The organism is Paenibacillus sp. J31R109, assembly GCF_059692055.1.
The window spans coordinates 222016-239845 of sequence record NZ_JCAUAR010000002.1; the positions used below are offsets into that span (position 1 = coordinate 222016).

Below are 17830 nucleotides of genomic sequence, written 5' to 3' on the forward strand. Positions count from 1 at the left end.
TTGAAGCGATTACCGTGCAGGTGTATTGGACTACGAATCTGATCTTCGAGTGGATTCCACTAAGGTATCACGCAAAGAGCGTTTAGGCAGTTTCCATTTGTAGTTAACTGAGAACATGCGCAGAATGATGATAAGTGCAAATAGAATGGCTAACTGCCATGTGCCCTGTGACCAACCTAGCCCAACTAATGCTCCCGCTAACATACCCCAGACCGCATAAATTTCATCTTTGAGCACGAGCGGCTTCCGACCTGCCAGCACATCGCGGACCATCCCTCCGCCAATGCCTGTTAGGACCGCCGCGACGATAATTGCGCTTAATGGGTGCCCCATATTCGTGGCATAGAGCGCTCCTTGGATTGCAAAGGCTGCAAGACCAATCGCATCGAAGAAAGCTTCCCACGTCTTCCACATTCGAATATATTTCACTGGCATCAAGAAAACAACCGTCATGGCAAACAAAGCGATTTGAAAATACATGCCTTGCTCCCATAACAGTACGATTGGTTTCCCAATCAACAAGTTACGGATGATCCCTCCACCAAATGCGGTCACAAGACCAAGTACATATACACCTAGAATATCGTATTCCTCTTCCATCGCGACAATCGCACCACTAACTGCGAAGGCAATCGTACCGATGATACTAAATAACTCCCAGTTCACTTGCTTTGCAGCCCCTGTCTACTCGATGTCCCAGTTCAATTTCACTTCATCGCCTGTTTGCGACGAACGGTAAATCGCATCTAGGATCAAATTATTCGTGTAGCCCGTCATCACAGACGTTATCGGCTGAGAGCCGCTTGCGATACTGGACAAGAAATGCTGTACCATACGTGCACGTGGATCATCATTCGCAGCTGGTGCTGAAAGCTCTGTCTCTACGATGCGATCGAATTTTTCTGCAAAAAGCTTACCTTTCGCACCTTTTAAATAGGCTCCGCCTTCTGAGCCCAGCAATTGGACAACAGGTAAATTATCCGTCTCAAGGAGCCCCGCCCAACTAACATCCAAGGAAAGTGTTGCCCCATTTTCAAACTTAATTAAGGCAGTAGCTAAATCCTCAACATCAAATGTACCTTGCCAATTCGGCGCCCCCCAAGTGCCAATCCCTTGCTTACGTGGTCCGAACTCTGCATACGTTGATCCATATACGGAAACCGGTTTGGGATTCCCCATCAAATACAGCGTTAAATCTAACATATGTACACCTAAATCAATCAGAGGACCGCCGCCTGATTTGTCCATTTGGGTAAACCATGTTCCCCAGCCTGGAATGCCTTTACGTCTGAGATAGCTCGCTTTTGCATGATAAATGTGTCCAAGTGCGCCTTTCTCGACCTGCTCTTTAACCGCAATCGAGGATGCTTCCCAGCGCATTTGATGCGGGATCATGAGAATCTTTCCTGCCTTACGCTCCGCTTCAACAATCTGACGTGCTGACGCCAAATCAATAGCCATCGGCTTCTCAAGCATGACATGTTTACCAGCTTCTAACGCTTGCACGGCAAGTGGCGCATGCCACTCATTCGATACAGCAATGACAACTGCATCTATCGTAGGGTCATCTAACAATTTATCTGAATTCGCATATACCTGCTCAATGTTGTGTTCTTTTGCTCTTGTTTCAGCAAGCGGCAAATAAGCATCCGTTACTCCTGCAAGTTGAGCCCCAGCTATGTTTTTGAACGTCCCCATATGCACATTTCCGATGTTTCCGGCTCCAATAATGCCTATGCGAGTTGGTTTTGCTTCTGTCATTTCTATGACCCTCCAGAACCTGTTAGAATACAATCTTATCTATTATAAATGGGGTTAACTTTCCCCGCAACCACGAATCTGACCCGCAAAAATTTATCTTATCGGAACTAGCCCTGTAGCGCTATTATTCACATATAATAAATTGCTAAAACTTTTTTAATAGTTGCACGCAAACATATTTAACATTTGAAATGTATCCTAGAACAAGTAAGTCGTAAGTATTCAGAAGTATTCGTGTAAAGGAGGGCTTGAACATGCAAGCAAACACGATCCGATTCAAAAATAAATCGATCCCTGTGATGAATTTTACTCATAAACGTTCCCAAATGGAGTTACTTTCAACGAAATTAAAGGAATATGAATTGCATTTTGAATTTCGTAGAAAATTAAAAATGATCTCGATGATCGAGATCATTGGTGATGTAGCCATTTTTAAATACAATGATGGCACCAAGCTGTACCTAGAAGTTTCCTAATTGGACGGTGGAAAATATTCTTTACTCAGCTGATCAAGCTCCTGCAGAGAGCGTCGGGCCCACGCTTCCATGTCCGACAACTTATCGATCTGAGCCATTAGCGCTCTCTTCAGAGACACTTGGTAATCTGGTACCTCACCCGCATAAGGACGAATCGTTGCCATTGGCATTAATGCAATCTCTTGATGGGACAATGCCCTTCTTTGATGAAAAAAAGCAACACTTGGATCCATCGGATTATGTAAATCTCCTTGTGTAGGATGATCCTTCACAGCTAGAATGCGGACTGCCGCTTTCATACTGGAGGTTATCTCAACAACTTCACCGAAATAAACCCCTGTTTTATATTCTGCAACAACACGGTCTCCGACTTGAAAACTCATGATATACACAACTCCTATTCTTGTTCTATTAATGGCATTAGTTTGCGGTATATCTCATCCACGGATTGCATCCGATAGATCATTTCTTTTTCTTTCCCTTGTTCAATGATGACAACACACGGGACACTAGCGATTCGCCATTCTTGACTGACCTGTGGAAGGAAATTAATGTTGCATTTGACAAGCGGCAGCTCTGGCTTCATCGCCAGAATAATATCCAGCATTCGCTCCGTTACTTTGCATGTCCCACAAAGCGGCGTATACATAAAAACAGCGAAGGGTTTCTCGTTAACTTGATGTACTTTGCTTAACAATTCTTGCTGGTTTAATTCTTGCATGGCTTATAATGACCCTCTTCCATCCAACCACACCAAGCTTTCGAAGGCATAATCGATCAAATCAGAAAAGTCATCGAGGTGGCTCTCATCAATTTTGCGACCAAAAGATAACGTAATCAGATTGCGATATTCCTCCGGTTGTTCCCCATATAAATAGGAAATTTGCTGTGTAATTCGCGGGCGCTGCTCCCAAATCGCATTCAATTGCGCTTCGATCATTGGGCAATCCAGTTCAGGATCATTCACGATCGTGTGAAGTTTAATTAACAGTGTACAACCTGGCTTAGCCGTAGGATTCTCTAGAATTTCAGCTGCCAAGTCACTTAAATGAACATGCAAGTAGATTTCAGCTTGGCTAGGAAGTCCTAATTTCCTTGCAAACTCAATGGCAAATGTGCGAGACATCGACGACAAGTCAATCAGATCTTCTCTTCGTGTTATGATGATTTTACCTTCCAAATCCAAATCGTAGACGGCTCCTTCGAGCACGACTTTGATATTGTCATAGATCGTTGGATCAAACATCCCCACACACCTTCTTTCATCTTTTCTTTGATTCGATTATACTATGGATATACCACGTAAAGAAGGTGTTCTTATGTCAGACAAGCCTCAAGATCAGCAAGCCGACCAGGTCGAGCAACAAGGTGTCAAAAAAGTAAGTTTAGCTGACGCGATCAAAGCCAAACTAGCTCAGAAGCAAGCGGATCAAGCCGCAGCGCGCGCTAACCCAAAAGCAAATGGAAATAGCAATCAAACAGCGAAAAGCCAAATGACCAAAAAAGTAAATAATCAACGCCGTCGTACTGGCGGAAGCTAGACAACTTTGTGTAGCTAAAAGCGCCCTGAGAGTAACACTTCAGGGCGCTTTTCATTTTTACTCTTTATGCGTAGTGAATTTCCTTTTGTTTTTTCACATCTTCGCTTTCCAAATACTCATCGTACGTCACCATTTTGTCGATGATACCTTTCGGTGTCAACTCCATAACGCGATTTGCAATCGTTTGAATGAACTGATGGTCATGCGAGACGAACAACATCGTACAGTCAGAATCAACAAGACCATTATTAAGTGCTGTGATGGATTCCAAATCCAAGTGGTTCGTTGGCTCATCAAGAATAAGCACGTTCGCACCGCTCAACATCATTTTGGAGAACATACAACGAACTTTTTCTCCTCCGGAAAGGACATTCGCTTTTTTCAGTGCTTCTTCACCAGAGAACAGCATGCGGCCTAAGAATCCACGAAGGAATGACTCATCCGGATCTTTGGAGTATTGACGCAACCAATCCACTAACGTAAGTTCGGAGTTGAAGTAATCTTGGCTGTCTTTTGGGAAATACGCTTGTGAAGTCGTGATACCCCATGAGAACGTGCCACTATCTGCTTCCAATTCACCCATCAAAATTTTGAAAAGTGTCGTTTTGGCAATTCCATCTAGTCCCACGAAAGCAACTTTATCGCCTTTGTTAAGTGTGAACGAGACGTTGTTCAAAACTTTAACGCCATCAACGGTTTTCGTAAGGCCTTCAACAGCAAGCAATTGCTTACCTGCTTCACGCTCACCTTTGAAGTGAATGAACGGATATTTACGGGAGGACGGACGAATATCCTCAAGCGTAAGCTTCTCCAATTGCTTTTTACGGGAAGTCGCTTGCTTGGATTTGGACGCATTTGCACTAAAGCGCGCGATAAACGCTTCAAGTTCTTTACGTTTTTCTTCCGTTTTCTTATTCGCATCACGTTGCAAACGAAGTGCCAATTGACTGGACTCATACCACCAATCATAGTTACCGACATACATTTGGATTTTACCAAAGTCAATATCTGCGATATGCGTACACACTTGGTTCAAGAAGTGACGGTCATGTGATACCACGATAACGGTGCCTTCAAATCGGGACAAGAAGTGCTCCAGCCATTTAATGGACTCCATGTTCAAATGGTTGGTAGGCTCATCGAGTAAAAGAATGTTCGGGTTACCGAAAAGTGCTTGCGCTAAGAGCACGCGAACTTTCTCGTTACCATCTAAATCCTTCATTTTGGTGTCATGCAGGGATGTTGGGATGCCAAGACCGATTAGAAGCTCTGCTGCGTCGGATTCTGCTTGCCAGCCGTCAAGATCTTGGAATTCGCCTTCGAGCTCAGCGGCTCTCATGCCATCTTCTTCAGAGAAATCTGCTTTTGCATACAAAGCATCTTTCTCTTCCATGATTTTGTACAACCGGGAGTGCCCCATTACAACTGTTTTCAAAACTTCGATTTCATCAAATTCATAATGGTTCTGTTTCAGGACAGCCATACGCTCGCCTGGTGTGATGCTAACTTCACCTGTGTTCGGCTCGATCTCACCAGAAAGAATTTTGAGGAATGTGGATTTACCTGCACCATTTGCTCCGATCAAGCCATAGCAATTTCCTGGTGTGAATTTAATATTGGCATCTTCGAATAGGGCTCTCTTGCCGTAACGAAGCGTCACGTTATTTACATTAATCATGTGGTGTATATACCTGCCTTTATAATATTTTTATTGTATATTCTTCTATCATAACTTATTTCGTTCTATTTCTTCTACTAACTCTGATAAATAAGTCCATCTTTCCATTGCAGCTTCTAGCTCTGCAGTCGTTTGTTGCTCCTGTTCATAGAGATCACGAGCGAGATCAAAGTTACTTCCAGAGTTTTCAATTTGCTTTTTCAAACTATCGACTTTGTCCTCCAAAGCAGCAATCGTATTCTCGATTTCATCCCATTCTTTCTGATCTTTAAACGAAAGTTTCTTCGGACGATTCGCGGCTGGAGCTGTATTTGCACTTGATGACGTAGAAGCAGGACTGCCGCTACTCGACTTCGCGCTCGCTTGGCGAATGACTTCTTTCCTCGCTTGCTCAGCTTCTTCTTGTTCACGCTTATCTTCCAAATAATCGGAATACGTCCCGATGAAAGGCTCAATCCCGCCACTGCCATCGAATGCAAATAAATGGGTAACTGTTCGATCCAAGAAGTATCGATCATGGGAGACGGTAATAACAGCCCCTGTGAATTGATCTAGATAATCTTCCAGTATCGTCAAAGTTTGGATGTCCAAGTCATTCGTCGGCTCATCGAGCAGCAAAACGTTCGGCTCACCCATTAGGGTGCGTAATAAATAAAGTCTGCGACGCTCTCCACCTGAAAGCTTGCCAATTGGCGACCATTGCAGGTTAGGAGAGAACATGAAGCGCTCCAGCATCTGCGCGGCCGAAATGGTTTCACCATCCGACGTGCGAATCTGCTCTGCAGCTTCTTTAATGTATTCGATCACACGCATTTTCTCGTCCATTTCGACGTTCTCTTGCGTGTAGTACGCCAATTTCACCGTCGTACCTGTCTCTATCGTGCCGCTGTCGGGCTGAATGCGCCCGGCCAGCATATTGAGCAGCGTCGACTTACCGCTGCCGTTCGGACCAATGATGCCGAGACGGTCCTTCGGCATCACAATATAGCTGAAGCCGCTGAGCAGCTGCTTCCCGCTTGTGAAAGACTTGGAGATGTCGTCGAGCTCCATCACCTTTTTGCCAAGGCGGCTGCCAGCCAGCGCCATGTCTAGCTTGTCAGCGGGACCGTCCACTTTGCGGTCCCGTAATTCCTCGGCGCGGTTGATACGCGCCTTTTGTTTCGTCGTGCGCGCCTTCGCGCCGCGACGGAGCCAGGCCAGCTCGCGGCGGAGGAGATTCTGCCGCTTATCTTCACTAGCGGCTTCGGAATCCATCCGCTCCGCCTTTTTCTCGAGGAACCACTCGTAGTTCCCCTCATAGCTATAGATCTTGCCCCGGTCCAGCTCCAGAATTCGGGTAGTGACCCGCTCTAGGAAGTACCGGTCATGGGTAACGAGCAGCAAAGCGCCGCGCCACTTGCTGAGGAACTCCTCGAGCCAGATGGCCGTCTCGTTATCAATATGGTTCGTCGGCTCATCAAGGATGAGCAGATCGGCCGGTTGAATGAGCACGCGCGCCATGGCAACGCGTTTGCGCTGACCGCCGGATAGCAGGCCGACGGGTTTGTCGAATTCGCTGATGCCGAGCTTCGTCAGCACGGTTTTGGCCAAGGTGCTGGCTTCCCAGGCACCTTGTTCATCCATGCGCGACTGGGCGCTATAGAGTCGCGCTTGCTTTTTCTCATTGGAGGCGTCTAGCTCCAGTTCAGCAAGTGCCAGCTCATAGTCGCGAAGCGTCTTCATGAGCGGCGAATCTCCGTGGAATACTTGCTCAAGCACCGTGGAGTTCGGATCGAACTCCGGGTTTTGCGGCAAGTATTCCACGCGGAAATGGTTCGCGTGCACGAGCTTGCCGCGATCGGGTGTTTCCAGACCCGCCAGCATCTTCAGCAGCGTGGACTTGCCTGTGCCGTTCACGCCGATGAGGCCAATACGCTGCTTCTCGTTCAGGGTGAACGAGATGTCATCGAAGAGCACCTTGTCGCCGTAAGTTTTGGTTATATCAGCTGCGCTAAGTATATTCATCCTTGTACCGGCTCCAAGATGTACGCGGCAAGAAGGGCTGCCGTGTTTACTACAGCATCCATATGCGTGCGCTCCATGCTATGTGACGCATGAACACCAGGTCCTATGAGCGCTGCGCGAATGTCGCGGCCGCCCCTTAACGCTGCTGATGCATCCGATCCGTAGCGCGGATAAATATCTACGGCATAGCCGATCTCCAGCTTCTCGGCATGCTCAATCATTTTCGACGTCATCGCATAGTCGTAAGGACCAGACGAATCCTTCGCGCAGATCGAAACATCGCGTTCACTGCCGCTCAAATCATCCCCAAGCGCTCCCATATCAACCGCAATAAAATCAGTAATATCTGAAGGGATAAATGAGGAGCCATGACCAACTTCTTCATAGTTAGAGAAGAACAACTTGATGGTGTAGAATGGTTGAATCCCTTGTTCTTTCAATAGTTTGAGAAGGCCAAACAAAGAAGCCACACTCGCTTTGTCATCCAGATGACGTGATTTCACATAACCATTATCCTTCACCTGTACACGAGGATCGAAAGAAATGTAATCGCCTACGCGGATGCCGAGAGCTTGCACATCTTTTTTGGATTTCACCAGTTCATCAATACGAACTTCCATATTCGCTTCATCACGCTTGTACTCTCTCGCATCCTCGTACACATGCACGGAAGGTCTAGAAGTCAGAATCGTCCCATCGTACACTCGCTCATCGCGTGTGTGAATTTGAACATATTCATTCTCGATCGCGCCCATCATGAAGCCGCCAAGCGATGTGATTTTCAGTGTGCCATTCTCTTTAATAGAACGAACCATAGCACCAAGCGTATCCACATGTGCAGATATCCCAATAACGCGATCAGAACTCGCCCCGGGAATGGTAACAATGCCGCAGCCTTTATTCGTATAAGAAAGCTCGAAGCCAAGCTTACTCACTTCTAGCTCTACCTTTTGCATGATGTGATGTGTATAGCCTGTTGGACTAGGAGTCCGCAGCAGCATTTCAAGAACTTCCGTCATATAAGCTCTATTTAATTGGGACTTCAACTCGGATTCCTCCTTTTTTATATGTAAGTATGTATTGCGCTAAACACACAAAAAACAGTGCAGCCTCAGAACATTGCTAACCCCTGACACTGTCAGGAGCGAGCCTCTTCTAAGGATACTACACTGTTCTCCTATGTTTTTCAAACGTAGGTTAGCTTACAAAATCAACACAGATGGACGTTCCATCAAGAACTGTTTTCATGTGAGCTTTAACTTCTTCATGCAGAGGGTGAGTATCGTAAACCTTCAAATCATCTAGTGAATCAAATTTCGTGATCAGTGCGATATCGTAAGAACGCTCCAAATGCAGAATGTCTGTCCCAACCTCAATGTGTCGTAATACCGGGATTTTACCTTCCATATTCGTAAGAACGGCTTTGGTTACTTCCACGGCTTCAGGACTGCGATCTTTGAGTTTAAAAAACACAACATGCGTTAACATTGTTATCTCCTCCGATTCGATCATTCGTATTAGTTAATTCGTTACTTTGGCAGACCATTCTTCCACGTCCCACACACGTGTTACCCAGCCTTCATAAAATTCAGGCTCATGGCAGACGAGAAGCACAGTACCCTTATACTCTTTTAAAGCTCTTTGAAGTTCTTCTTTGGCTATGACGTCCAAATGGTTCGTAGGCTCATCGAATAGCAACCAGTTGCTTTCTTGCATGAGCAGTTTGCACAAACGAACTTTCGCTTGCTCACCACCACTTAACATGCTCATCGCACGGGTGATATGCTCATTCTTCAGTCCAACTCGTGCAAGAGCTCCTCTGACTTCATTCTGTGTCATGGAAGAGAAAGAATTCCACACATCATCAATTGGTGTCATGCTAGGCGCTTTGACTTCTTGTTCGAAGTACGCAGGACTTAAGTAATCGCCGCGATACGTTTTACCGCTGAATGGCTCGATTTTGCCAAGTATCGTCTTCAAAAGCGTGGATTTACCGACCCCATTGCAGCCGACGATCGCAATTTTCTCACCGCGTTCAATCGTCACATTCATTCTAGGAAGCAAAGCACGATCATAACCAATTTCCAAATCTTGCGCCTCAAATACGATTCTACCACTTGAGCGTGATTCTTTGAATACGAACGTTGGCTTCATAGCTGTTTCTGGACGTTCTATACGGTCAATGCGATCTAACTGCTTCTCACGGCTCTTCGCACGCGTTGACGTTGAAGCCCGCGCTTTGTTGCGCGCGATGAAATCTTCTTGCTTTTTGATGTACTCCTGCTGCTTCTCATAAGCATCAATGTGCTGTGCCTTGTTCATTTCAGCCATATCCAGGAATTTTTCATAGTTGGCTGTGTATCTTGTCAATTTGGAAAACTCCAGATGATAGACAACATTGACGACTTCATTCATAAATTCCGTATCATGTGAAATTAACATGAATGCATATGGGTAGTCCTTCAAGTACATTTTCAACCACTCAATGTGCTCAACATCCAAATAGTTGGTAGGCTCATCCAGCAGAAGGACAGTTGGTTTTTCTAATAATAACTTCGCTAGAAGAACTTTCGTTCTTTGTCCACCACTAAGCGATGTTACATCCCGGTCCAATCCAATTGCATTCAAGCCAAGGCCATTACCCATCTCTTCAATTTTTACATCGAGCAGATAGAAATCACCAATCTCCAAGCGCTCTTGAATTTCGCCCATTTCCTCCAGCAGAACCTCAAGTTCCTCTGGTGTAGCGTCTCCCATTTTGTCAGTTATCGCCATCATTCTTTTCTCTTCTTCATACAAAGGCAGGAACGCATCTCGCAAAATATCACGAATCGTTCTACCTGCTGCCAACACAGAATGCTGGTCCAAATATCCATAGTGGACTCTTGGCGTCCATTCTACCTTGCCTGTATCCTTCAAAAGCTTGCCCGTTAATATATTCATCAACGTGGATTTCCCCACGCCATTCGCTCCTACGATACCAACACGTTCACCAGCTAACAAACGAAACGATACATTTTTGAACAATGTACGGTCACCAAAGCTGTGGCTTAAATCTTCAATTGTTAAAAGACTCATATTGTAAAAACCAAACCCCTGTCTAGTTCTAAGATAATCACGTTTTTCCTCGCGACTTCTTATTATACCATTGCTCATGGCAGACAGGAAGTAGAACTATTTGTATTAGAGTCGAAATATCAGTTCTTGACGAATAATTCGCACAATATCCCCATCTTTTAGCGGATATACTTGATAGATGACCAGTGGTTGATCATTCAAGTACGTCCCATTCGTAGAGCCTGCATCTCGAAGCTGGTAACCTTGGCTCGTTTGAACAATTTCTGCATGGATTCTAGAAACACCAGCTACTTCCAGCTCACAATTCACTTGAATGCTAGTATCTCCTCGCCCAATTATAAAAAGATTCGTATCAATGGGAACTATTTTACTAGTACCATCAGCTTCATATTCCAACCTAGGACCGCTCTTTTGGATAGGTAATTTGCTTAATAAAACAGTCGCATTATGTTTCGGAGGGTTAAGTATCGTGGTATGCATAGGAAGATTCTGATAGTAGGCCTGAATATCCATGGGCTCTGAAGTAGTATCGAAAGTAGCAGCTTCTTCATGAGGTATGGATGGAACTTGTGCAGTTTTCCCTTTTGAAAAGACTGGAAAGCCCCATGCAAGCAAAATGAATCCTACGTCACCTAAAAGCAAAGTTATGCCTGCTATTAGTTGAAATGAACTCGTTGAGGGATCCGCGGCGTAATATTGCCAGAGGAAGGCTGTAGTAGTGATGAGTACTGCAATGGCAAACCATTTTGCGCGTTGTGGTAGTGGAAGCCATGCAAATCCAATAGAATTCTTACTTATGGCGCTTTCAGTAGTAGGGATGATCGGCATTGCATTCTGATTTTTTGCTGATAGTGAGGCGACATTTGGTGTGGTAGTTTGTTTAGTCGAATATGTAATTGATTCAGGGATTGCATGCTCATTTGGAGTCATTTCATCCCGTTTCCAGTGTGCTTTAGGCAGCCCGGCTTCCACTTCTACTTTTGGCAACTCATGTACATGGGATTCTATAGGTATGTTGGTACGAATTGGCTCGTCCATTAGCTTTAATAATAAATCTTTATAGGCCTGCATGCTTTTCAAATTGGACGTCATGGAGATCCAGGCATTGGCCTGATCCTGCTCTTCCTCTGAAATATGGGAAGCAAGCTTACACATCAGCTTAGCTATCGAAGGAAATACATCCTCTTCAACGTGCTGTGTATCTATCGGTACATAGGTCAAATAAATATCCGACCAATCCTGGCCAATGAAAATAAAATTTTCCTTTAGCACATAATTGATTTCATACAGCATGTAATTGTTACTCTCATCCAGCGTACTCACAATAGCGTACATGAGCTTAGCAAATTGATGCACGGAGAATGATTCAACTTTTAGTACATGCGTCAGCATGCGTTTTGAAGATAGTTTATATTGCAAACGAAGTTTAGCGTCCACCTCCAGGATGTCGAGTGGAAGCAATCTAGGCACTTGGTTCGCCTCCAGCATGCGGATTTGCAAGGCCGATAACTCACTGTTGGAAAGTCCTTCTTCTTTATAAAGCTCCATATAATGACCATGCCGATATACAAATTCGTAACAGAGTCCAAATACCTCTTCCGTCATTCGACCACCTCATTTCATAGCAAGGAATAGTACCAAGTGACAGCTACACTAGGTGCAACTGCGTACATAAATGGAAACTTGATGTTGTTCTGATGTTTCAGTTCGAATAATGTGTCTAATTGACGATAAGCACATATCGAGATGAGCCAGCCCTTTAGTTTCTCGCTTGTCGTTCTCATTTGCTTCTGCATGAGTAAGAGAATAAGTCCAATTATCCCGGCACATAAAATCGCGTACACGAGCGTTTGCATGACAAATGCAACCCCCATAAACGCCCCAATGGCTGCAAATAGCTTGACATCTCCCGCTCCCAAAGCGCCAATAACATAGAGGAAAAGTACGATAACAAGGCCTGTCCCAGAACCGAGGAATGCAAAAACCAGCCCTTCCCAACCTTCGTTCATTGTGTGGAACACTACGCCGAGCACAGTTCCGCTCATAGTCAACTTATTGGGCAGTTTAGCAAGTCGAACATCAATAACAAAGGCCACAGTAATAAAAATCAGAAAAATGCCATGGATCAATAAAATGGTATTTCACTCCTCATTCGAAATTCATTCTTGCATTCAGTTACAGCAGTTTTACATGGATGACGAACCTACCCACGCGCGTTCAAAGGCCCTTTTCTTTAACACGATGGTATGGCTTATAAAAGGGATCGGCAGTTTATACGTAAGTTGAGCTTCCACGCCAAAGTATGAATCTTCATTCTGCACCATGCTTGGAAGTGTCACCGCAGTGACTTTAAAGTTTCCTCTTTGTAAGATTTTCGCATCACAAAAAGCGAATACGACCGGCGTAAATGCAGCGAGGATACGCGGTTTCACCTGTGACTCATACATGGCATCCAACTCATCTTCTGCCATTCCTTCACCAAGTTCTCTTTTTTCCTGCTCCCAACGAACAAGCGCTAGAACGGAATCAGGTATATAGGCCGCATATTGATCCACAAAATTCTCAGCATTGACTACCTGGCTCCGTGCCGTCTGAACATGATCTACCACCGTATTCATCACATTTGCAGCGGAGCTTTGATCATATTTCGATTTCGCTTCCTGTACTAGCAGTTGGACTGGGTATACTTGACCAGCAATCGACTTCGTCGCTTCAGAAACACCAGCTTGTAAAGCCATTTCCGCTATGGCTATTTGAATGAAGAGAATCAGACCAACTACAAAAGATAGGAACAAAGGCAAAATAAGAGCTGCCTCTAGCACGATCCCCCCTTCTTGATCCTTGTACATTTTTCGAAGCAATACCATTCCCCCCCACTTTAATAAGATACAATCGCTGTCCTATTAAATTGACATTGTGTCCCAACCACTTTACATCCAAGAAGATCTGATCCATTAAGTAGCTTCATCATCTGTGGAACGAACCACAATCTAATTTCACTAGTGGCATTGGTCTGGATATATGATGCTGCTTGCGTAAGATCCTTACCTGTTTCTAATTCAATTAGTGCTTGCATTCTCGCCATTAGCTTCGTATTATCGCTGTGCAGCATCAGAAATAAACGCAAATAATCTTTGTACGTTAACTTTAAGACAGCCGCTGAAAGCTTCGAAGATAATTCAACGGACTCCCCCTTTACTAATGCGTTCATATCTGCAAAAGCTTCTACTGCACCTTGCGCAGCAGCGACTAATAATACGAGTAAAGGCGAACCTACGTTAAGCAATTCTTTTTCGGGATCCAATAAATTTTCTACCGTTCGAATAGCAAGTCGCAAAGAAAACATTTCTGCATAGGCGGCTGAGATGTTCGCGGCGCACGAGGAGAATCCATATAAGAGATACTCAGCTTCTTGATTTGCTAATGGGTGCGAACCGAGATCGATCAATTCATTTGACAATTTCGCTTGACCATTCCGATCTTTCTCAAGTCCATAAGTACGATAGTTGAACTTTGTCAGGGCATATTCATTCACATACAACTCGTCCCGAAGCATTTCTGATGCTTGGGTGATCACTCCCAGTATATCCATTGCTCTTAAGCTCGTTGATTCCGCTTTATCCAAATCATAGGCAACTTCGTTCCCGACCAATAAATCTTGCGCATTAACTTGACGATATTTCTGATAGAAACCTTGTACATTCGCTGATTCGAGATTACTTGTATCACCCTGCAGTTTGTTATATAATGCCTCATCATTGGATTGTGATTGAATGAGGCTGCAGCCGCCAATTGCTTGTTTGGCTTTATCCAAAACAGCTTGAATCTTATTTCTTTCCGTTTGTTTTTTCGCCTTTGTCCCATCGTTCGCATCCATTCTAGCTTTTTCAATTGGGCTTTTTTTACTGTAAAAATCATTAGCTAATGTCCAATACGCATCATTCGCTGCATTTGCCTGATTCGTGTTCGCAGCCGTGTATAAAGCGATACTTTCAATTTTCAAATGAAATGCGGTAAATAAAGAAGCAATACTCGCCACTGAGATCTGATAGTCATAAAAATAATTATCACCTATGAGTGAAACATGCTGAAATACATCATTCACACCTTGACTAGCACTCGTAGTAGAAGTAGAAGATCCACCAATCGCTGTTAACTTTGCCCGAATATCGTCATTTTTTTGCTTAGCCAGTCTCAAAACAGGCTCTATACTTTGCTGAAGTTGTAAGATGTCTCTCTCATTTACTGCAACCTCTAACTTCGTGCTGACGATAAGAGCTGTGTACTGAATAATTAATTGTACGAGAGCTTCAAGGTCATTCAATTTCTGGGATAGTGTACTATACTGCTGTTCAAGGTTGCTTCTAGCGGAAAGTGCCGCTTGAATACTTTGCGGACTCGCTGTCATCATTGAGCTCATCGAGAGATCCATATTATGTATCGCGTTCGAAAGTGATTGCAGTTGATCTTTTACTTGAATGATCTCGATTCTCAGTTCATCAATCGTATGGAGTCCAATGCGGTTTGCCATTGCATCTAAATCCGAAATTCTTTTCTGATAGTAAAGGTGAAAAGTAGTTATTCGAGCTTGCATCGCTTCCGTACTGTGCCACGCTTCATCAAGTGCATCTTCCCGTTGCTCGATAAGTTTCTCAACTTCCGCAGCATTTTTCGCAAATTGTGATCCCATCTGAAATGGCCCTTTCACTCCGCTTTTTTGAAATTTATCTGCAATTTCCAGAGAGAATTCAATAGGACCTTTTAACTTCATATCTTCGAGAAGCTGACCCTCAAAAATGGCATGACTAGCGAGTGCATACACAGGAGTAACCCGCATGCCTCCGTCTACCGCTTTGGTGTCAATAAAATGAAAGGCATTGGAGGTAACGCCACTAGATAGGTTTTTTGCAAAAACTTCGCTAAATAGCTGTTCAGAATTTTCCTGTGAAAGAATCATCCCATAGAGACCTCTCTTTTGAAGATCTGAATCGAAGGATGACATGACAGAACGGGACGCAGCCTGAACCGCTGATTCCGATTCTTTCTCGGCTGCTTTAATCCGGGCAAAATCGATTAACACGGCTTGAAATAAGAAAATCGGCACGATAATAAGTATTAAATATACCGATACTGCGCCATTTTCTGCATATAGAAATCTTCTCAAGGTCATCTCCTCTCTCACTCTTCTTAATTGTGAATCACAACAACGATCCCCTTGCTTTCGAGCTCTTTACGGAATGCATCTGTTGGCATCCCTTTGCCACTGGCATCTTTTTTGAAAAAGTGCCATACGACACCTTTCACCGTTGGATCTTGTTGGAGCAGCTCAACATCCTTCGGCAACTGCTCCGTACGCAGCTGAGTTTCCGTCAAACTGTAGAAGGCTTGATGGGCAATGCCACGAGCATCTAGCGCGTCGATCAGTCTACTTTTCCCCGATGCGGTTGTTCGAACTACCTCTTTGCCTCCCACAAGAGATCGTAAATAGGTAGAGGCTTGTCTCTCGGATTGAATAGTAACTTTGGGGCCTGACAAATTACTTTTCTCGGGCTCGATAAGGGCGGCCTTTGCTTTCTCTGGAGAAATTCGGCCTACCAATGTAGGGACATAAGTGCGGGTTAGATCTGTCATGCGAATTAGTTCAACGGAATCGACGACATGGGCAATTGCTCTCCCACTTGTTGTATGTGTTTGCAACCATTTTCGCATGAACGAAGGCATTAAAAAGGACTTGTTTACATCCACCTCAACCTGGTGATCGAGTACATAATTCCTGTAACTTGCCGTTCCAGTAACGCCATTGGGGAGTAAACCTGAGGCTCTTGCCAGCTTTCGTTCCACAAGGCCATCACTTTGATGTGTTGGCAGTGCTATACTTGCGCCCCCGTTCCCGCTCAGGATGCCAAATAAATCAGTCGCGTGATCCTGCGTCAAACGCCAATACAGACCATCTGTTTCCTGCGGGTTAAAACTTCCCGGATTCAAATTTTTATAGCTATTCGTCCAAGTGAAGGCTAGCCGTTCCGCCGCTGTACGTGCTAGCTGTTTGATATACACATGTTGGTACGCATATAAACCCACAAATAAGAGAGACACCGTACAAATCAAGATCATTGGAAACACCAGGGAGGCTTCTAACGTGAAACTTCCCTGTTCGCTTCTCGTAAAGCCGAGTAACCGTTTATGGCGCACAGCTTGTTGTTGGGCTAGGCGCACACGGTGCAACCACGCTATTATCCTTGAGGTCTGTGTTTGCATCACCAATCAGCTTTTGAAACCACGAGACGATCCATTTTCTGAAAATAATGGCAATCGCGACAAGCACAGCAACAATCAATAGAATCTCCAATGTACCTAGACCATCTTCTTCTTTCCATACTCGCTTGAAGCATTCAATTACAGTCTTCATATCCACATTTCTCCTTTATTGTTTCATCATTAGTAGCGCAGGTGCAGCGACGATCACCATAACCACCACAAAAATAAGTACCATTGGAAATACCATCTTGGAAGATGCTTCCTCGCCTAAGGTTCGAGATACCATTTTCCTCCGCTGCCACAGCTCGAGAGACAGCGATTGCAGGGCGACAGCGAAGTCATTTCCTCCCCTTTTATAATTCAGCCCAAGCGTTGATGTGAATAAAGAGACTTCATGTAAGGCACATCGCTTACTGAAATCCTCTAACACTTTGGTGAAAGAGATGTTCATTTCAAGCTCATGTACGGCGACAAGCAGCTCTTTGAAAAGCGGTGAATCAGCTAAATGAGGTTTCGCCTGCACGCAACGTATCCACGCACGATTCACCGTTTCACCAGCATTGACCAAGAGGACAATCGTGCTCAGAAACTCAGGCAGCGCTAGTATCATTTGCTGCTGTTTTTTTCGTATTTTCGTATCCAAATCACGGACCATCAGCATCGGTGTCACACAAGCAGCAATTACACCACAAACGAATAATGAGCTATCTTCACCTGCAAGAATGGCGAGAAAGGTAACCATACATAAACACAAGCTCCCTGCTGAAATGAGCTCCGCCAAGAACCATTTACTGCCTTGTGACGACAAGCTTCTCCCGTATAAGGTCATACATTTATGATGGATTTTCGAAGTGAACTCAGGCATTTTCTCCAACAATTGAAATTTATCAATCAAATAGTAGCTAAAAGGGAGAAACAACTTCAGTCGGAATGGATAAGCATGGGAATGAAGTTGTGCACCATATTTCCGCCGACCGAGCATATATAAGGTCATACCCATGACAATTTGAATGATTCCTAGGATCCACATCCAC

The 17830-nt window shown here is 44.5% G+C and carries 19 protein-coding genes; 2 read left to right on the forward strand and 17 right to left on the reverse strand.

Going from position 1 to position 17830, the window contains the following annotated elements; translation table 11 throughout:
- Positions 1-30 precede the first annotated feature (30 nt).
- Positions 31-666 carry a trimeric intracellular cation channel family protein gene (locus AC58QT_RS06655; protein ID WP_310223916.1) on the reverse strand — a complete coding sequence of 212 codons (636 nt, stop codon included), beginning with the start codon at positions 664-666 and terminating at the stop codon, positions 31-33.
- 18 nt (positions 667-684) lie between these two features.
- Positions 685-1761 (reverse strand): Gfo/Idh/MocA family protein, encoded by a 1077-nt coding sequence (locus AC58QT_RS06660; protein ID WP_497408267.1) that lies wholly within the window; start codon positions 1759-1761, stop codon positions 685-687.
- Between the two features lie 254 nt (positions 1762-2015).
- Between AC58QT_RS06660 and AC58QT_RS06665 the strand changes: the two genes are divergently transcribed.
- Positions 2016-2237 (forward strand): hypothetical protein, encoded by a 222-nt coding sequence (locus tag AC58QT_RS06665; RefSeq protein ID WP_056621044.1) that lies wholly within the window; start codon positions 2016-2018, stop codon positions 2235-2237.
- On the opposite strand, the gene kapB is transcribed toward AC58QT_RS06665, so the two are convergent.
- Genes kapB through AC58QT_RS06680 form a run of 3 tightly spaced genes read right to left on the reverse strand, consistent with a single transcriptional unit; the run spans position 2234 to position 3483 of the window.
- The gene (kapB, locus tag AC58QT_RS06670; RefSeq protein WP_497408268.1) at positions 2234-2620 is read right to left on the reverse strand and encodes a kinase-associated lipoprotein KapB; all 387 of its coding nucleotides are present in this window, start codon (positions 2618-2620) and stop codon (positions 2234-2236) included. The genes AC58QT_RS06665 and kapB overlap by 4 nt on opposite strands.
- 14 nt (positions 2621-2634) lie before the next feature.
- A complete protein-coding gene (locus AC58QT_RS06675; RefSeq protein WP_497408269.1) occupies positions 2635-2958 on the reverse strand; it encodes a thioredoxin family protein in 324 nt (107 codons plus the stop codon).
- 3 nt (positions 2959-2961) lie between these two features.
- Positions 2962-3483 carry a hypothetical protein gene (locus tag AC58QT_RS06680; RefSeq protein ID WP_310223906.1) on the reverse strand — a complete coding sequence of 174 codons (522 nt, stop codon included), beginning with the start codon at positions 3481-3483 and terminating at the stop codon, positions 2962-2964.
- 73 nt (positions 3484-3556) lie between these two features.
- Between AC58QT_RS06680 and AC58QT_RS06685 the strand changes: the two genes are divergently transcribed.
- Positions 3557-3778, forward strand: a complete 222-nt coding sequence (locus AC58QT_RS06685) for a hypothetical protein (protein WP_497408270.1) — start codon at positions 3557-3559, stop codon at positions 3776-3778.
- Between the two features lie 64 nt (positions 3779-3842).
- Here AC58QT_RS06685 and AC58QT_RS06690 read toward each other — a convergent pair whose 3' ends face one another.
- The 12 genes from AC58QT_RS06690 to AC58QT_RS06745 all read right to left on the reverse strand — a co-directional run bounded on the left by AC58QT_RS06690 (position 3843) and on the right by AC58QT_RS06745 (position 17826).
- Positions 3843-5456 (reverse strand): ABC-F family ATP-binding cassette domain-containing protein, encoded by a 1614-nt coding sequence (locus tag AC58QT_RS06690; RefSeq protein ID WP_497408271.1) that lies wholly within the window; start codon positions 5454-5456, stop codon positions 3843-3845.
- A gap of 48 nt (positions 5457-5504) precedes the next feature.
- On the reverse strand, positions 5505-7460 hold the full coding sequence (locus AC58QT_RS06695; RefSeq protein WP_497408272.1) for an ABC-F family ATP-binding cassette domain-containing protein: 1956 nt from the start codon (positions 7458-7460) through the stop codon (positions 5505-5507).
- A complete protein-coding gene (locus AC58QT_RS06700; RefSeq protein ID WP_497408273.1) occupies positions 7457-8506 on the reverse strand; it encodes a M42 family metallopeptidase in 1050 nt (349 codons plus the stop codon). The genes AC58QT_RS06695 and AC58QT_RS06700 overlap by 4 nt, the downstream gene beginning before the upstream one ends.
- A gap of 151 nt (positions 8507-8657) precedes the next feature.
- Complete coding sequence (locus AC58QT_RS06705; RefSeq protein ID WP_310223897.1) at positions 8658-8948, reverse strand: Dabb family protein; 291 nt, start codon at positions 8946-8948, stop codon at positions 8658-8660.
- Between the two features lie 33 nt (positions 8949-8981).
- On the reverse strand, positions 8982-10538 hold the full coding sequence (locus tag AC58QT_RS06710; RefSeq protein ID WP_497408274.1) for an ABC-F family ATP-binding cassette domain-containing protein: 1557 nt from the start codon (positions 10536-10538) through the stop codon (positions 8982-8984).
- Positions 10539-10643: 105 nt separating this feature from the next.
- Positions 10644-12143: a DUF6382 domain-containing protein gene (locus AC58QT_RS06715; protein ID WP_497408275.1), complete on the reverse strand. Its 1500-nt coding sequence runs from the start codon at positions 12141-12143 to the stop codon at positions 10644-10646.
- 14 nt (positions 12144-12157) lie between these two features.
- A complete protein-coding gene (locus AC58QT_RS06720) occupies positions 12158-12667 on the reverse strand; it encodes an A24 family peptidase (protein WP_497408276.1) in 510 nt (169 codons plus the stop codon).
- A gap of 57 nt (positions 12668-12724) precedes the next feature.
- Positions 12725-13399 carry a TadE/TadG family type IV pilus assembly protein gene (locus tag AC58QT_RS06725; protein WP_497408277.1) on the reverse strand — a complete coding sequence of 225 codons (675 nt, stop codon included), beginning with the start codon at positions 13397-13399 and terminating at the stop codon, positions 12725-12727.
- A 17-nt stretch (positions 13400-13416) separates the two neighbouring features.
- Positions 13417-15702 (reverse strand): hypothetical protein, encoded by a 2286-nt coding sequence (locus AC58QT_RS06730; protein ID WP_497408278.1) that lies wholly within the window; start codon positions 15700-15702, stop codon positions 13417-13419.
- 23 nt (positions 15703-15725) lie between these two features.
- The gene (locus tag AC58QT_RS06735) at positions 15726-16661 is read right to left on the reverse strand and encodes a TadE/TadG family type IV pilus assembly protein (protein WP_497408279.1); all 936 of its coding nucleotides are present in this window, start codon (positions 16659-16661) and stop codon (positions 15726-15728) included.
- Positions 16662-16719: 58 nt separating this feature from the next.
- Positions 16720-16947 (reverse strand): Flp1 family type IVb pilin, encoded by a 228-nt coding sequence (locus tag AC58QT_RS06740; RefSeq protein WP_497281789.1) that lies wholly within the window; start codon positions 16945-16947, stop codon positions 16720-16722.
- A gap of 15 nt (positions 16948-16962) precedes the next feature.
- Positions 16963-17826, reverse strand: coding sequence for a type II secretion system F family protein (locus tag AC58QT_RS06745; RefSeq protein WP_497408280.1), 864 nt, complete (start codon positions 17824-17826; stop codon positions 16963-16965).
- Positions 17827-17830: the final 4 nt, after the last annotated feature.

What these genes read in the sequence shown, in the direction of transcription:
- AC58QT_RS06660 (WP_497408267.1), bottom strand. Translation starts at nt 1,761, where the DNA reads ATGACAGAAGCAAAACCAACTCGCATAGGCATTATTGGAGCCGGAAAC.
- AC58QT_RS06715 (WP_497408275.1), bottom strand. Translation starts at nt 12,143, where the DNA reads ATGACGGAAGAGGTATTTGGACTCTGTTACGAATTTGTATATCGGCAT.
- AC58QT_RS06665 (WP_056621044.1), top strand. Translation starts at nt 2,016, where the DNA reads ATGCAAGCAAACACGATCCGATTCAAAAATAAATCGATCCCTGTGATG.
- AC58QT_RS06740 (WP_497281789.1), bottom strand. Translation starts at nt 16,947, where the DNA reads ATGAAGACTGTAATTGAATGCTTCAAGCGAGTATGGAAAGAAGAAGAT.
- kapB (WP_497408268.1), bottom strand. Translation starts at nt 2,620, where the DNA reads ATGAGTTTTCAAGTCGGAGACCGTGTTGTTGCAGAATATAAAACAGGG.
- AC58QT_RS06695 (WP_497408272.1), bottom strand. Translation starts at nt 7,460, where the DNA reads ATGAATATACTTAGCGCAGCTGATATAACCAAAACTTACGGCGACAAG.
- AC58QT_RS06705 (WP_310223897.1), bottom strand. Translation starts at nt 8,948, where the DNA reads ATGTTAACGCATGTTGTGTTTTTTAAACTCAAAGATCGCAGTCCTGAA.
- AC58QT_RS06685 (WP_497408270.1), top strand. Translation starts at nt 3,557, where the DNA reads ATGTCAGACAAGCCTCAAGATCAGCAAGCCGACCAGGTCGAGCAACAA.
- AC58QT_RS06690 (WP_497408271.1), bottom strand. Translation starts at nt 5,456, where the DNA reads ATGATTAATGTAAATAACGTGACGCTTCGTTACGGCAAGAGAGCCCTA.
- AC58QT_RS06745 (WP_497408280.1), bottom strand. Translation starts at nt 17,826, where the DNA reads ATGTGGATCCTAGGAATCATTCAAATTGTCATGGGTATGACCTTATAT.
- AC58QT_RS06680 (WP_310223906.1), bottom strand. Translation starts at nt 3,483, where the DNA reads ATGTTTGATCCAACGATCTATGACAATATCAAAGTCGTGCTCGAAGGA.
- AC58QT_RS06710 (WP_497408274.1), bottom strand. Translation starts at nt 10,538, where the DNA reads ATGAGTCTTTTAACAATTGAAGATTTAAGCCACAGCTTTGGTGACCGT.
- AC58QT_RS06675 (WP_497408269.1), bottom strand. Translation starts at nt 2,958, where the DNA reads ATGCAAGAATTAAACCAGCAAGAATTGTTAAGCAAAGTACATCAAGTT.